Raw genomic sequence first — 14,337 nt, 5'->3', positions numbered from 1 at the left:
AAGGTCGGTGCGCGTGACGCCAATCTCCGCCGCCGCGACTGGCAGTGTGAACAGGTTTGCCGCGAGCAGGACCGCGCTTGACAGCAGGCGCAGGGCTCGCAGATGACGGTGGCTCATGGTCGGCTCCTTGTGATCATTGGGCTTGTTCGCGCCGCGCGGGCCCGGCCGATGCCGGCCGGTCCGCCTCGTGGCGCTTCAGACGAGCGTGGTGGTCACCTCGATGTTGCCGTGCACTGCCTTGGAGTAGGGGCAGATGCCGTGCGCAGCCTCGATCAATTCCTGCGCGACCGCGCGATCGACGCCGGGAACGCTGACGTCGAGACGGGCACGCAGGAAGAACGCGCCGCCGGCATTGTTCAGGTCGATCGCGGTATCGACCGACGGCTCGCTCGGCAGCTTGAGCTTGCGTTGAGCAGCGGCGAGCCCGAGTGCGCCGAGATAGCAGGCCGACCAGGCCGCGGCGAACAGGTTTTCGGCGGCCGGGTGCGGCTGGGCCAGCTTGACGTTCAGGAAGCCGTCGCTGGAACGTGCGGCGCCGTCGGCGCCCGAGGTGACGTGGGTCTTGCCAGTAAAGAGAACCTTTGCAGCGGAGGTCATGGTCGTAATCCTTCGGTGATTATTAATCGCATCCGATCTAATCGGATACGCTCCGAAATAATCCCGTCGGGCGCCGGGGTCAAGCTCTTCCGATTTAATCGGATACGATTTATATGGGTGCGCAGATCACGAATTGCGGAGGTTCCCGTGGCCCGTTCCCCCAAATCAGCCGGCAAAGGCCGAAAACTGTCGAATTTCCTTTGCTTTGCGATCTATTCGGCCAATCTCGCCTTCGGCCGGGCCTATAAGCCCCTGCTGGACAAGGTGGGGCTCACCTACACCCAGTACATCGCTTTGGTGGCGCTATCGGACGAGGACGAGCAGACCGTCAGCGCGCTCGGCGAGAAGCTGTTCCTGGAATCCAACACGCTGACGCCGATCCTGAAGAAGCTCGAGCAGATGGGGCTGATCAAGCGCCACCGCGATCCCGCCGACGAGCGGCAGGTGCGCCTGAGCCTGACGCCTGCGGGGCGCAAGCTGATCGAGCAGGATCTCGGCGAGTCCCTGATCGAGGCGACAGGTCTTGGCGACGATTTTCCGGTGGTGCAGAAGACGGTGAGCCGCTTGCGCGACAATCTGCTGCGCGCGACCAATATTGATGGCTAGCGTATCGCGACACACGTCGGGCGTTTCCGCCGCGGCGCGCTCGTCGCCGAGGTTGGGCCCATTACAGGAGAACATCGTGAGCAAAGTGACTGAAGCGGCGGACCGGTTGGTCGCAGCGAGGGGCAGCGGGCAGCCGGTCGCCTGGCGCGATATTCTGCCTTCGGACCGCGCCGGCGCCTACGCCATCCAGGATGCCACGCTGGCCCGGATCGGTCCGCTCGGCGGCTGGAAAGTCGGCGCGGCGGGCCCGGACGCCGAGCCCGTCTGCGCGCCGCTGCCTGCGTCCGGCCTGCTTGGCTCCGGCGCGCGGCTTGGTCCGGAATTCCGCCTGCGCGGAGTCGAAGTGGAAGTCGCACTCCGGGTCGGGCGAGCGCTCACGGCCGACGACGCAGCGTTGCCCGATCGTGAACTGGCACGTGCCATCGACGCTGTCTATCCCGCGATCGAGGTGGTCGAGACGCGCCTCGATGACTGGACGAACAGCGCCGCCTTGGCCCAGCATGCGGATTTGCAGAGCCACGGCGCGCTGCTGATAGGAGCAGCCGCGACAGTCAGCGCTGCTTCCATCGATCTCAGGAGCGTCGAGGCGGATCTCTCCATCGGCGAAGACATTAGCCGGCGATCCATTGGAGGCAATCCCGCAGGCGATATCTGGCGCCTGCTGCGCTGGCTCATTCGCCATTGCGCGGACCGGGGCGTGCCTCTTTCGCCGGGCCACATCGTCACGACGGGTTCGTGCACAGGCATGGTCTTCGCGGAAGCCGGAACCCGCGCCCGTGCGCGCCTTGTGGGTTTCGGCGAGGTCGCCGTCGACTTCTGAGCAGGAAGAATGAAGGTCCAGCATCGTCGCGGGCGCAGCGATGGTCACGCCGGCGGAGCGAGCCCCAGCGCCTTGCGGGCCCTGCGCGTCAGCTTGGCCACGATCAGCCCATGGGCCTGCACCAGATAGGCCGTGAGCTCGGCGTCCGACAGCGCGTTGTTGCTGACGAGCTGCACCCATTTGGCGCGGGCGAGATATGGTGCCGGCCGCGCCACGCCGTGCTCGATCAGCATCCCGTAGGCCATGTCCGAGACCTTGAACATGTAGCCGCCGGAGCCGGCGGCAAAGCCGCCGCCGAGCGCGAACATCTTCCCGCCGACCTTGAATACGGAGGTGCCTTCCCACTGCACCACCTTGGTGGCCGCGGGCAAGCGCAGGCAGCGTGCTTCAAATATCTTGGGTGTCATGCGATCACTATCGAGGCGCAGGCAGAGCCCTTGTGGCAGTATGCGCGTTCCAACCAGGGATCAATTGCCATGTCGCGTGTTTCGATCAAGACCAGGGACGACCTGCCGGAAGCCTTGCGGCCGCTGTGGGACAAGATGACGAGCTACGGCGCGTTCGAGAACCAGGCCGGTGTCATGGCGCACCGGCTGCCGATCTTCAAGCACATGTGGTCCCTGCTGGTCGATCTTGCCGAGGACGGAAATCTGTCGAAGCGCCATCTCGAGCTCGCGCTGGTCACGGTCTCACTGCTCAACAAATGCGACTATTGCGTCTCCCATCACGCGCCGAAACTGGCGGTGCAGGGAGTGTCGGAGCAGGGCGCTGCGCGCCTCGTCGACTACAAGGATCATCCCGAGCTCGACGTGCTCGACAAGCTCGTGGTCGAATATTCCATCGCCGTCACCAACAACTGGAACAAGACGCGGGACGAGATCTTTGATCGCCTCCGCGCGCATTTCTCGGAAGCGCAGATCGTCGAGCTGACCTGGCGTATCGCGCTGTGCGGTGCCTTCAACCGCTTCAACGACATCCTGCAGCTTGAGGTCGAGCAGGGCGTGCCCCATAGCGAAGCCGCCGAGTAAGGCTGACGCAGGACCGGTCCCGGACCGAGGCTCGGCGGCCGATCACGGACTGGTGGCTTGTGCTCTGACTTCGGCGGCCACGTCATGAACGACAATGCCGAGCCTGACTGCCTCGATTTCATCCGCGCTCCCAAGAACGGCTTCGTCTCGATGACGCAGGCGCTCAAGGGCGGCACAGAGCTCAGTCTGAAGCTGGCGTAACGGAATCCCCGGCGCGATAGGCCTCGGGCAGGATGAACACCTCGTCGGCTCGGCCATAGCCGCCGTCGGGGACTTCCTCGATCAGCACCATCGTATGCGGCCGCGCTGCTTCGCCGAAATAGTGGACGAACAGCGCAGTGAGGTTGTGCACGATCTCCGCCTTCTGCGCCCGCGACAGTGCGGCCTGGGGGATCTTGATATTGGCGAACGGCATGATGTCTCTCTCCTGTAAAACGTCGCGTCAGACCACGCCGCCATTGGCGCGGATGATCTGGCCGTTGACCCAGCCGCCGTCGCTGCCAGCGAGGAAGGCGACGACGCCGGCGATGTCGTCGGGCTGGCCGAGGCGGCCAAAGGGGTTCATGGCGGCGATGGCGCGCACCTGCTGCTCGCTCTTGCCCTCGAGGAACAGCCGCGTCTCGACCGGCCCGGGCGCGACCGCGTTGACGGTGATGCGGCGGCTGCCGAGCTCCTTGGCGAGGATGTGCGTCATGGCTTCGACCGCGGCCTTTGTTGCAGCGTAGACGCCATAACCGGGCTGGTAGAGGCCGACGACGCTGGACGAAAAGCTGACGATGCGGCCGCCGTCCCGCAGCCGCCGCGCCGCTTCGCGTAAGGACCGGAATACGCTGTCGAGGTTGATCGAGATCTGCCGCGCGAACGCTTCGTCGGTCACCTCCGCGAGCGGCCCGAGCTCCATGACGCCGGCATTGTTGACGAGGATGTGCACGCGCCCGAAGGCGCGCTCGGCCGCATCGAACAGCCGCGCAGGGGTTGCCGGATCGGCGAGGTCGGCCTGAACGGCGATGGCGCGTCCGCCGGCAGCCTCGATCTCGGCGACGAGCGCATCGGCGGCGTCGCGGCCGCTGGCATAGTTGATCGCAACCGCGATTCCGTCCCGGGCAAGCCGACGGGCGATGGCAGCGCCGATGCCGCGGGAGCCACCCGTCACGATGGCGGCGCGTTGAGATGGATGGGTCATGGCGGGTCTCCTCGATGCTGTTGGCCACGGGGATACCTGATCGCTGCGGCCGGATAATCATCCCGGACTTGCCATCACTTGTCGGCTGTGGTGAACAATCGGCCATGGACCGCTTTGACGCCATGCGCCTGTACGTCCGCCTCGTCGAACGGCGGAGCTTTACGGCCGCGGCAGCCGATCTCGGCATTCCGCGCTCGACCGCGAGCGAGGTCTTGCGCAGTCTCGAGCAGCATCTCGGCGCACGGCTGCTCGAACGAACCACGCGCCATGTCACGCCGACGCTCGACGGCGAGGACTATTACCGCCGCTGCGTCGCCATCCTGGCCGAAGTCGAGGAAGCCGAAACCGCGATGCGCGATGCGCGGCCGCGCGGTCTGCTGCGCATCGACGCGCATCCCTTGCTGACCCGCACCTTCATCCTGCCGCATCTGCCGGAATTCTTGGCGCGCTATCCCGAGCTCGATTTGCAGATCGGGCAGGGCGATCGTCTGGTCGATCTCGTGCGCGAGGGCATCGACTGCGTGATCCGGTCGGGCGAGCCCGAGGACAGCGGCATGATCCTGCGCCGGCTCGGCACGATCGCGGAGATCACGGTGGCGAGCCCGGCCTATCTCTCCAGGCACGGCATGCCCGCGACGCCTGATACGCTCGACGGGCACCAGATGGTGGCCTTCGTCTCCTCGCGCACCGGCGATGTGCTGCCGCTGGAATTCTCCGTCGCCGGCGCATTGCGTCAAATCGTGCTGCCGAGCCGCGTGCGCGTGAACAATTCCGACACCATGGCCGATCTTGCACGTCTCGGCTTCGGCCTCGTGCAGGCACCGCGCTATCGCTTTGCCGACGATCTCGCCAGTGGCGCGCTGGTCGAGGTGCTGGCCGACTACCCGCCGTCGCCGACGCCGCTGTCTGCACTCTATCCACAAAACCGCCAGCTCGCGCTGCGCCTGCGCGTCTTCCTCGACTGGGTCGCCGGCATCTTTGCCGAAGCGAAGCTGTAGAAGGCACCCGGGCTACGAAGCGTTGGTGGGAAGGGCGTTCCACTCGCTCCGTCATTGCGAGCCAACGGGTCCGCGCGAAGCGCGGCCCGATGACAGGCTCCGCGAAGCAATCCAGAGTCTTTCCGCGGAGTGATTCTGGATTGCTTCGCTGCGCTCGCAATGACGATTTTGATGCAATTGCACGCCTCTTTGTGAGTTGTGCGGGGGCCACGGACGGCTACGATGCGATCGTTCCCTGGCATGGAACACACAACGACCGGGAGGCAACATGAGCGGGCAGGACCACAAGGTGAAGGGATCGGATCTGTTTGTCGCCGCGCTTGAAAACGAGGGCGTCGATCGCATCTTCGGCGTTCCCGGCGAGGAGAACCTCGATCTGGTCGAATCGCTGCGCAACTCCAGCATCGAGCTGGTCCTGACCCGTCACGAGCAGGCCGCTGCCTTCATGGCGGCGACGCACGGGCGGCTGACCGGCAAGCCGGGCGTGTGTCTCTCCACACTCGGCCCCGGCGCTCTCAACCTGTCGACGGGTGCGGCCTATGCGCATCTCGGCGCGATGCCGATGATCCTGATCACCGGCCAGAAGGCGATCATGAGCAGCCGGCAGGCGCGGTTCCAGATCGTGGACGTGGTCGCTACCATGAAGCCGCTGACAAAATTGTCGCGGCAGATCGTCAGCGCCTCCAGCATTCCGACCGTGGTGCGCGATGCCTTTCGCGTCGCGATGGAGGAGCGGCCGGGCCCGGTGCATCTGGAATTGCCCGAGGACATCGCCGGCGACGAGGTGCCGGCCGTCCCCGTGATTCCGATTCATCCGATCGAGATTCCCGTCGCCCATCGTGCCGCGCTCGACCGCGCCGCCGAGATGATTTTGGCGGCGAAGCACCCGCTGGTGATGATGGGCGCGGCAACGAGCCGGCCGCGCTCGACGCACGGCATCGCAAGCTTCGTGCGGCGCACCGGCATTCCCTTTTTCACCACGCAGATGGGCAAGGGCACCGTGCCCGGCGGCACCAATCTCTACATGGGCACCGCTGCGCTGTCCGAGCGCGACTATGTCCATGATGCCATCGACGCCGCCGACCTGATCGTGGCGATCGGTCACGATCCGATCGAGAAGCCGCCCTTCATCATGGGGCCGTCGGGGCCGAAGGTCATTCACGTCAGCTACACCTCGGCCAGCGTCGAGCAGGTCTATTTCCCCGACGCCGAGGTCGTCGGCGACGTCGGCCCGAGTCTCGAGCTTTTGGCCGACCGTCTCGAAGGCAAGCTGCCGCAGGCGGCGGCGCTGCTGCCGCTCAGGGAAGGAATTCTCGGCCATATCGCCGACCGCGCCACCGAGGCGCGCTGGCCGCCGACACCGCAGCGCATCGTGCACGACATCCGCCAGGTGATCCCGGAGAACGGCATCGTCGCGCTCGACAACGGCATGTACAAGATCTGGTTCGCGCGCAACTACCGCACCCGCGTCGCCAACACGCTGCTGCTCGACAACGCACTGGCGACCATGGGCGCCGGCCTGCCGTCGGCGATGATGGCCGCGATGCTCTATCCCGAGCGCCGCGTGCTCGCGGTCGCCGGCGACGGCGGCTTCATGATGAACAGCCAGGAGATGGAGACCGCCGTCCGCCTCAAGCTCAACCTGGTCGTGCTGGTGCTCGAGGATAACGCCTACGGCATGATCCGCTGGAAGCAGGCCGTCGATCACTTCGCCGATTACGGCATGACCTTTGGCAATCCCGATTTTGCGCTGTACGCAAAATCGTACGGAGCCAAGGGGCACCGTATCGCGAGCATCGACAGCTTCGGCCCGACGCTCGAGGCGGCGTTCAAGGAGGGCGGCGTGCATCTGGTGTCGATCCCGATCGACTATTCGGAGAACGTGCGGGTGCTGGTGGACGAGCTGCGCGCGCATGAGAAGGCAAAGGCGTGATTGATGGAGGCGAAGCTTTTTCCACATCGTCATTGCGAGCGCAGCGAAGCAATCCCGACTGTTTCCGCGGAAAGCCTCTGGACTGCTTCGCTGCGCTCGCAATGACGGAGGTCCGGGCGGGACCTTCAGCTAACATGAGAGCCGCACTTGTATTGCCGCCACCGAACGCCGACATTCGTAACAACCACCTCACCAATCACAGGACTATGAAATGACTCGCGTTCGTTGTGTCACCGAGATGGGCATGGGCGTCGACGTCCACGGCAGGGACGCCACCAAGGCGGCCAAGCGAGCGGTGTCGGATGCCATCAGGCATTCGAGCCTCGGCTTCTTCCGGATGATCGGCAAGACCGCGAACGACATGTTCGTCGATGTCACGATCGGTGTGCCCAACCCCGAGGCGGTGGACAAGGAAGCCGTTGCAAAGGAGCTGCCCTACGGCACCGTGACCGTGACTGCGGTCAAGGGCGGGCTGGAGATTCCTTCGGCCACGGAAGTCGCCAACGACCCCATTCTCATTGCCAATGCGGCCGTCATCGTCAGCTTCGACAAGGATTAGGCCGGTGTCCGACAATGATGTGGCGCTGCTGGATCGCCCGATCTGGAGCGCGTTGACGACGAGCCAGAAGCATCTGGCTGAGGGCGGTCCGAAAGCGCTGCGCTATCCCATCGACATGACGCCCTTTGCCGACATGGCCGACATGTCCGCGGCAAGCTTTGCCGCGCTTCGCGATCTCCTGTCGGGCACTGAGGTCGCCGCGCTGTTCACGCCGGAGCCGGTCGACGTTCCCGCCGGCTTCAAGGTCGTTCTCGCCGAGACCGGGGAGCAGATGATCGGCTCGCCCGCCGACAGTCCGTTGCGCGACGGCGAAATCGTGACCTTGGGCGCTGCCGACGTTCCCGCGATGATGGCGCTGACGGAGCTGACCAAGCCCGGGCCGTTCGCGCTGAGAACCCATGAGCTCGGCACGTTCCTCGGCATCCGCACCGGCGGCGAATTGGTGGCGATGACCGGCGAGCGGATGAAGCCGGGAAAATTCGTCGAGATGACGGCCGTCTGCGTGCATCCGGACTATCGCGGGCGCGGCTATGCGCAGGCATTGCTGGCGGCGGTCGCGCGCCGGATCGAGGCACGCGGCGAAATTCCCTTCCTGCACGTGTTCTCGAACAACACGTCGGCGATTGCGCTGTACCGGAGGCAGGGCATGCGGGTCCGGCGTCGGTTGTACGTGACGGCGCTCATGAAGGAAGGATAGGCGCCCTCGGGTGCCCTTCATTTCCCGCGAATTTTCGCTATATCGATCCCGACCAAAATTTGGGGGAAACACGTGCACGCCAGAACGACAGATTTTTCCGCCGCACGGACGGCGATGCAGCGCTACGTCGATCAGGAAATCATTCCGGGCGTGTCCTGGGCGGTGCTGCGGGGCCGCGAGGTGGTCGACCAGCAATGCGTGGGCTTTGCCGACCGTGAGGCGAAGACGGCGCTCCGGCCCGACCATATCTTCCGTGCGTTTTCCAACACCAAGATCTTCGTCACCTGCGCGACCATGCTGCTGGTCGAGGAAGGCCGGGTCGGGCTTGACGACGCGATCGAGACATTCCTGCCGCAGCTCGGCAATCGCAAGGTCCTGAAGCAGGGCGCGACGGGCCTTGCCGACGTCGAGCCGGCGAAGGGCCCGATCACGGTCCGCCAGCTTCTGACCCACACTTCCGGCCTCAGCTACGGCATCTTCGATCCCGGCACGGTGCTGTTCAAAGGCTACAACGAGGCGCGCGTGCTCAATCCGCTGACGCCGCTCTCCGACATGATCGACAAGCTCGCCGATCTGCCGCTGTCCTATCACCCCGGAGCGGGATGGGAATATTCGGTGGCGACCGACGTGCTCGGCCGCATCGTGGAGGTCGTCTCGGGCAAGTCGCTCGATGTCTTCCTGAAGGCGCGCATCTTCGATCCCCTCGGCATGACCGACAGCGGCTTCTACGTCCCCGAAGCGCAGCAGGGCAGGCTGGTCGCGCTCTACACTGGCGCCGACGTGCTCGACCCGATGAAGCCGGGCCTGACGCGCGCGGACAATCTTCCGTTTCCACAGGCCTATCGGCGGCCGTTCCCGCGGCTCTCGGGCGGTGGCGGCCTGGTCTCGACCTTGCCCGACATGCTCGCGCTGGTGCGTGCATTGTTGCCCGGCTCGGATGCGCTGCTGAAGCCGGAGACGCTGCGGCAGATGATGACCAACCAGCTGCCTGCAGGTCAGACCATCCGCTTTGCCAATCTCGGCCCGATCCCCGGCAAGGGTTTTGGCCTCGGCGGCGCCGTCACCTTCACGCCGACGCCGTTCGATCCGCCGAACTCCACCGGCGAATTCCAGTGGGGCGGGCTTGCCGGCACCCATTGGTGGATCTGCCCGGCGGCCAATACCGCGGGCGTCCTGATGGCGCAGCGCTATATGGGCTTCTGGAATCCGTTCTTCTTCGAGTTCAAGCGCCTGGCCTACCAGGCGGTCGAGAGCTGACCGCAAATTTATTGCACGCGCCCGCGAATCCTTTTCGGCGGGCGCGCCCTCTTGATGGTCGAGGCGGTCAGCCTCGGCTCATCTCGGAGGATGCGATGGCATTTTACAGGAAGAACATCGGCGGCCTGCACCAGGCGGTGCGGATTGCCGCAGGGGTAGCGGTCGCGGTCGCGGCATTGGTTTATGTGGCCGGCGCGACGGCGTGGCTGGTGGCGCTCGGCGGCGCCGGTTTCGCGCTGACGGGGCTCGTCGGTTATTGCCCGATATGCGCAATGGCGGGGATCGGGCGAGGAGGCGTGTCGTGAGTGCGGTTGCGATTTCGCCGAACCTGTTCGAGGCCGCCCGGCTCGGCGATCCCGAGGCGATCGCGCGCCTGCTCGAGACGGCGCAGCCGGACATCCGCCGCTACGCGCGCGCGACCTGCCGCAGCTCGGCGGATGCCGAGGATGCGACGCAGGAGGCGCTGTGGATCCTGTTCCGCCATGTCGGTACGATCCGCTCGCTGCTGGCATTTTCGGGCTGGCTGTTCAGCGTGGTCCGCCGTGAATGCCTGCGGCTTGCGCGCAAGACGGGCCTCGTGCCGGCCGTCGACGAGAGCGGGGCGGAAGCCGCGCTGCTGTTGCGCCCCGAGGCCGATCTGCGGCTCGACGTGGCTGCGGCGTTCGAGGCGCTGCCGCCTCACTATCGCGATGTCGCGCTGATGCGCGACGTCAAGGAGATGACGATCGATGAAATCGCCGCCGCGCTCGGTGCGACCAGGCAGACCGCGAAGGCGCGGCTGCATCGCGCCCGGGCCTTGATGCGCGAATATCTGACGAGATGAGACATGACCGACTATCAAAGCCCTGACGATCTGCGATCGATTCCGGCGTTCGTCGCACTCGCGCCGGTCGAGGCCAATGCGTTCCTGGCGTTCAACCATGCCGTCGAGCGCAAGGACGGATTGATCCCGCCAAAATATCGCGAGCTGATCTCGCTCGCGGTCGCGCTGACCACGCAATGCGCCTATTGCCTCGACGTGCATACGGCGCAGGAGGCCAGGGCCGGCGCGACGCGCGAAGAGGTCGCCGAAGCCGCATTGATCGCGGCCGCCGTGCGCGCCGGCGGCACGCTCGGCCACGCGCTGCTGGCGCAGCGCCTGTTCGAGCGGCATCGAGACCGCGGCACGGGGTGACCGAACGTCGGCAGAGGCTGGATCGTGCGCGTGAATAGCTATCTCGGCCTCGACGGATTTAGCCTCGGCTGGGTCGCCGCCTGGATCGACGAGCGCGGCGATCACGGCTTCGACTATTCACCGGGCTTGATGCGCCTGCTCGCGATCCCTCATGCACGCGCGATGATCGACATGCCGATCGGATTGAAGCCGAGCGGCTATCGCGAATGCGATCTGCGTGCGCGCGAGATCATCGGGCCTGCCGTGTTTCTCGGTGCGCGCAGGGACGTCTGGACGTTTTCCGATATGGCGGAAGCCAATCGCTACTATTGGAAGCACGAGGGCAAGGGCAGGGGCGTGTCAGCGCAGCTCTGGAACATCAGGGACAAGATGAGAGAGGTTGACGAGATCATGACGCCGGCACGGCAGGCGACGATCGGCGAGGCGCATCCTGAGTTGATCTTCTGGAATCTCGCCGGGCGAGTCCGTCTTGCGAGGAAGAGGTCGGCGCGCGGTCGCGAACAGCGCATCGCGCTGCTGGAGCGACGCGGCTTCACGTGTTTGTCGAAATGGTTGACGCTGCGTCACGGCACCGGCATCGGCCGCGACGATCTCATCGATGCCTGCGCTTGCGCGGTCGCGGCACGTGACAGCACGCAGCGTGTCGGCGGCGAGGAGATCGATCCGCGCGGATTGCGGATGGAGATCAATTTTTGAGGCCGATCAGCTTTCCGATCGCCTTGGCTTTCGCGGTGCCCGCGGCTATTGCGAACCGGATTCGACGGAGGCGCCCTCGTCGTCCAGACTAGTTGCTCGCGCTTCATACTCGTCAGCCATCGCTCGCAACCGTTGCGCGGCTTCGCGATGAGAGAGCTCGTTCGCGACGCGGCGACAGCGTTCAGCATGGTCGAGCAGGGCGCGCTTCTCGATGTTCATGCCGCAACAACGCGCGAAAAAGCCATTGGTCCCTGCGCAGGCTGATCGGAACAGTGCGATGGCTTAGCAGGAGATCGGGAAAAAATGGCAATATTTTCCTGTCGCCTCGGAACGTGGCGCTTGCGCCGACGTTTACGCAAAGGCTGTTGAGGGACAAATACCATGTACGACGTGTGCCAATGGGCGACCGCGATGCTCGCGATTGCCTTTACGGCCTTGCTGTTGGTCTCGGGCCAAAGATTTATCGAGTATCGATTGCAACATGAAGCAATGACCCCGATCGTGGCGATGGCAACGCTGCCGCGATAGCTTGCGGGATCGCCGGGGCGAATAGTGACTTGCGCGGTGCGGCATCTCGCCTAGATTGAGCTCGCCTCAGTCCATGCACCAAAGGTTCCGATGTCCGATCTCTTCGCCTTTTCCATCACCAAGCGCTGGCCTGCCAAACATCCCGAACTGCTTCAGCTCTATTCGTTACCGACCCCGAACGGCGTCAAGGTCTCGATCATGCTCGAGGAGATCGGACTGCCCTACGAAGTCCACCTCGTCGATTTCGGCAAGGACGACCAGAAGACGCCGGAATTCCTCTCGCTCAATCCGAACGGCAAGATCCCGGCGATCCTCGATCCCAACGGTCCCGGGGGCAGGCCGCTGCCGCTGTTCGAATCCGGCGCGATCCTGCAATACCTCGCGGAGAAGACCGACAAGCTGCTGCCGCGGGATGCCGCGCGCCGCTACCAGACCATCCAGTGGCTGCATTTCCAGATGGGCGGCATCGGGCCGATGTTCGGCCAGGTCGGCTTCTTCCACAAATTCGCCGGCAAGGATTTTGAGGACAAGCGGCCCCGCGACCGCTACGTCGACGAGGCCAAGCGCCTGCTCGGCGTGATGGAGGCGCATCTCGCCGGCCGGCAATGGTTCATGGATGACGACTACACCATCGCCGACATCTCCATGCTCGGCTGGGTGCGCAATCTCATCGGCTTCTACGGTGCGGGCGATCTCGTCGCGTTCAGCCAGTTCAAATCCGTCGGCGCCTGGCTCGAACGTGGGCTCGCGCGGCCGGCGGTGCAGCGCGGGCTGAACATTCCGAAGCGGCCGTAGGATCAGCTCAGCGCCTTGGAGGTCATGTAGAGCGCCATCAGCGAGACGAGGGCGATCATGGCCCGGCGCAGCGCCGATTTGCTGACGACGTTGGCCGCGCGTGCGCCGAGATCGGTGCCGACCCACAGGCCGGCCAAAATGCCTGTTATGGCCGGCCAGCCGACCATGAGGCCCTTGCTCCAGTAGATCGTCGCGGCGGGAATGTTGGTCGGGATCACCGAGAAGATCAGGCTGACCAGCTGCGCCTGATGCTGCGGCACGCGTAGGCCCGCCGCGAGGCCGACGGTGATTGCGAGGCCGCCGCCGATGCCCATGAAGCCGGAGGAAAATCCGGCCAGCGTGCCGATGAGGAGTAGGGGCAGCCAGGGCAGATCGTCCTGTGTGCCGGCCTCGCCGCCGGCGTCCTTGCGGTCGCTGCGCAGAAGCAACATTGCGATCAGTGCGACGAGATAGACGACGTAGGTCCATTGCAGCACTGCGTCGGACACCGCCGCCGCGGCATAGCCGCCACCCGCGCCGCCGACGAGAAATCCGAGGCCGATCCAGACGATCCACGCCAGAGGGCTGCGATTACCGCTCTGCCAGTAGCGGCGCGCACCCGCAAGGCCGGTCGGAGGGATCTGCGTGATCAGGGACGTTCCTTGCGCGACGTGTTGTTCTGCCCCGAGCAGCAGCACGGAGAAGATGACGAGGCCGCCACCCGGGCTCGTGCCCGTGAAGCCCGATGCCAACCCCGCGACCAGGCCAACGCCGCCGCCGGCGAGGAGTTCATGAATGAAGCTCATCGCTCATGTCCTGGTCCGTCGCTTGACGTCCGACTTGGTCGTGCGCAGGCCATCGATCACGTCATCGACGGCCGCGACGCAAGTTGCGACATCGAAATCCTCGCCCCAGCTCTTCTGCAGCACGAAGCCCTGGAAGATCGCGATCAGCATGCGCGCGATCGCTTCGGCGCCGGGGCCCTGCCTGATGAGACCGTCATGCTGACCACGCTCGACCAGTGCCACGATCAGGGCGCGCGGCATGTCGATGCCTTCGACGACGCTGCTGCGGACGCGGCGGTTGCGCAGCGCTTCGGCCCAGCCATGGATGCCGACGCGCCGCCGCGCTTCGCCCGCGGGATCGGTGAGCCATTGCGCGTAGACGCGAACCAACGCGTGCAGCCCCTCGATCGGATCGCCCGACCCTTGCGCCACCGAGTTGAGCACGGCCTCGCGGCGATGCCGGTCGTCGGCCAGCGCCTCGATCAGATCGTCCTTGCTCTGGAAGTAGAGATAGACGGCGCCGTGACTGAGCCCGGATCGCTTCACGATGTCGGCCATGCCGGTCTGGTGAAAGCCGTCTTCCGCAAAGCAGGCGAGGGCGGCTTCGAGGATCTGCTGCCGCCGGCTTTCACGCTGCTTGTCGCTGATCTTGGGCATTGCGGCTGTCCGTAAATAACTGACAGATCGATCGTTTAGCTGGTC

Annotated in this window: 21 protein-coding genes; 14 read left to right on the top strand and 7 right to left on the bottom strand. The window is 65.2% G+C overall.

The window, feature by feature from the left end; genetic code table 11:
* Positions 1-195: 195 nt before the first annotated feature.
* Positions 196-597 (bottom strand): Ohr family peroxiredoxin, encoded by a 402-nt coding sequence (locus tag A5906_RS25285; RefSeq protein ID WP_080137968.1) that lies wholly within the window; start codon positions 595-597, stop codon positions 196-198.
* 147 nt (positions 598-744) lie between these two features.
* Between A5906_RS25285 and A5906_RS25280 the strand changes: the two genes are divergently transcribed.
* Positions 745-1,203 (top strand): MarR family winged helix-turn-helix transcriptional regulator, encoded by a 459-nt coding sequence (locus A5906_RS25280; protein ID WP_080137967.1) that lies wholly within the window; start codon positions 745-747, stop codon positions 1,201-1,203.
* A gap of 76 nt (positions 1,204-1,279) precedes the next feature.
* Complete coding sequence (locus tag A5906_RS25275) at positions 1,280-2,023, top strand: 2-keto-4-pentenoate hydratase (RefSeq protein ID WP_245326891.1); 744 nt, start codon at positions 1,280-1,282, stop codon at positions 2,021-2,023.
* A gap of 44 nt (positions 2,024-2,067) precedes the next feature.
* Here A5906_RS25275 and A5906_RS25270 read toward each other — a convergent pair whose 3' ends face one another.
* Positions 2,068-2,430, bottom strand: coding sequence for an MmcQ/YjbR family DNA-binding protein (locus tag A5906_RS25270; protein WP_080137965.1), 363 nt, complete (start codon positions 2,428-2,430; stop codon positions 2,068-2,070).
* A gap of 69 nt (positions 2,431-2,499) precedes the next feature.
* On the opposite strand from A5906_RS25270, the gene A5906_RS25265 reads away from it, so the two are divergent.
* Positions 2,500-3,051 carry a carboxymuconolactone decarboxylase family protein gene (locus A5906_RS25265; protein WP_080137964.1) on the top strand — a complete coding sequence of 184 codons (552 nt, stop codon included), beginning with the start codon at positions 2,500-2,502 and terminating at the stop codon, positions 3,049-3,051.
* A gap of 181 nt (positions 3,052-3,232) precedes the next feature.
* Here the strand turns inward: A5906_RS25265 and A5906_RS25255 are convergent, their stop codons facing one another.
* Positions 3,233-3,466: a tautomerase family protein gene (locus A5906_RS25255; protein WP_080137963.1), complete on the bottom strand. Its 234-nt coding sequence runs from the start codon at positions 3,464-3,466 to the stop codon at positions 3,233-3,235.
* 27 nt (positions 3,467-3,493) lie between these two features.
* Positions 3,494-4,234, bottom strand: coding sequence for an SDR family oxidoreductase (locus A5906_RS25250; RefSeq protein ID WP_080137962.1), 741 nt, complete (start codon positions 4,232-4,234; stop codon positions 3,494-3,496).
* Between the two features lie 104 nt (positions 4,235-4,338).
* Here A5906_RS25250 and A5906_RS25245 point away from each other — a divergent pair, with 104 nt between their 5' ends.
* The 9 genes from A5906_RS25245 (at position 4,339) to A5906_RS25205 (ending at position 11,548) form a co-directional block, all read left to right on the top strand.
* Positions 4,339-5,232 (top strand): LysR family transcriptional regulator, encoded by an 894-nt coding sequence (locus tag A5906_RS25245; protein WP_080137961.1) that lies wholly within the window; start codon positions 4,339-4,341, stop codon positions 5,230-5,232.
* Between the two features lie 268 nt (positions 5,233-5,500).
* Positions 5,501-7,165: an acetolactate synthase large subunit gene (locus A5906_RS25240; protein ID WP_080137960.1), complete on the top strand. Its 1,665-nt coding sequence runs from the start codon at positions 5,501-5,503 to the stop codon at positions 7,163-7,165.
* A 211-nt stretch (positions 7,166-7,376) separates the two neighbouring features.
* Positions 7,377-7,724 (top strand): Lin0512 family protein, encoded by a 348-nt coding sequence (locus A5906_RS25235; protein ID WP_018646107.1) that lies wholly within the window; start codon positions 7,377-7,379, stop codon positions 7,722-7,724.
* Positions 7,725-7,728: 4 nt separating this feature from the next.
* Entirely contained in the window at positions 7,729-8,421 is a 693-nt protein-coding gene (locus A5906_RS25230; RefSeq protein WP_080137959.1) for a GNAT family N-acetyltransferase, read from the top strand.
* A 72-nt stretch (positions 8,422-8,493) separates the two neighbouring features.
* Positions 8,494-9,678, top strand: a complete 1,185-nt coding sequence (locus A5906_RS25225; protein WP_136615475.1) for a serine hydrolase domain-containing protein — start codon at positions 8,494-8,496, stop codon at positions 9,676-9,678.
* 95 nt (positions 9,679-9,773) lie between these two features.
* Positions 9,774-9,983, top strand: coding sequence for a YgaP family membrane protein (locus tag A5906_RS25220; RefSeq protein ID WP_080137957.1), 210 nt, complete (start codon positions 9,774-9,776; stop codon positions 9,981-9,983).
* Positions 9,980-10,501, top strand: coding sequence for an RNA polymerase sigma factor (locus tag A5906_RS25215; protein ID WP_080137956.1), 522 nt, complete (start codon positions 9,980-9,982; stop codon positions 10,499-10,501). Before A5906_RS25220 ends, A5906_RS25215 begins: the two co-directional genes overlap by 4 nt.
* A 3-nt stretch (positions 10,502-10,504) precedes the next feature.
* Positions 10,505-10,852 carry a carboxymuconolactone decarboxylase family protein gene (locus A5906_RS25210; RefSeq protein WP_080137955.1) on the top strand — a complete coding sequence of 116 codons (348 nt, stop codon included), beginning with the start codon at positions 10,505-10,507 and terminating at the stop codon, positions 10,850-10,852.
* Between the two features lie 30 nt (positions 10,853-10,882).
* Entirely contained in the window at positions 10,883-11,548 is a 666-nt protein-coding gene (locus A5906_RS25205) for a DUF429 domain-containing protein (protein WP_080137954.1), read from the top strand.
* 45 nt (positions 11,549-11,593) lie between these two features.
* Here A5906_RS25205 and A5906_RS42635 read toward each other — a convergent pair whose 3' ends face one another.
* Positions 11,594-11,767, bottom strand: a complete 174-nt coding sequence (locus A5906_RS42635; protein ID WP_161495430.1) for a hypothetical protein — start codon at positions 11,765-11,767, stop codon at positions 11,594-11,596.
* Positions 11,768-11,929: 162 nt separating this feature from the next.
* Between A5906_RS42635 and A5906_RS43150 the strand changes: the two genes are divergently transcribed.
* Positions 11,930-12,076 (top strand): hypothetical protein, encoded by a 147-nt coding sequence (locus A5906_RS43150; RefSeq protein WP_167523430.1) that lies wholly within the window; start codon positions 11,930-11,932, stop codon positions 12,074-12,076.
* 90 nt (positions 12,077-12,166) lie between these two features.
* Positions 12,167-12,871 (top strand): glutathione S-transferase family protein, encoded by a 705-nt coding sequence (locus tag A5906_RS25200; protein ID WP_080137953.1) that lies wholly within the window; start codon positions 12,167-12,169, stop codon positions 12,869-12,871.
* A gap of 2 nt (positions 12,872-12,873) precedes the next feature.
* Here the strand turns inward: A5906_RS25200 and A5906_RS25195 are convergent, their stop codons facing one another.
* Both A5906_RS25195 and A5906_RS25190 read right to left on the bottom strand, forming a co-directional pair.
* Positions 12,874-13,656, bottom strand: coding sequence for a sulfite exporter TauE/SafE family protein (locus tag A5906_RS25195; protein ID WP_080137952.1), 783 nt, complete (start codon positions 13,654-13,656; stop codon positions 12,874-12,876).
* A gap of 3 nt (positions 13,657-13,659) precedes the next feature.
* Entirely contained in the window at positions 13,660-14,292 is a 633-nt protein-coding gene (locus A5906_RS25190; RefSeq protein ID WP_080137951.1) for a TetR/AcrR family transcriptional regulator, read from the bottom strand.
* Positions 14,293-14,337 lie beyond the last annotated feature (45 nt).

Source organism: Bradyrhizobium sacchari, from assembly GCF_002068095.1.
Lineage (GTDB): Bacteria > Pseudomonadota > Alphaproteobacteria > Rhizobiales > Xanthobacteraceae > Bradyrhizobium > Bradyrhizobium sacchari.
The sequence above is the reverse complement of the archived record's forward strand: the minus strand, read 5'-3'. Positions and strand labels throughout refer to the sequence as shown.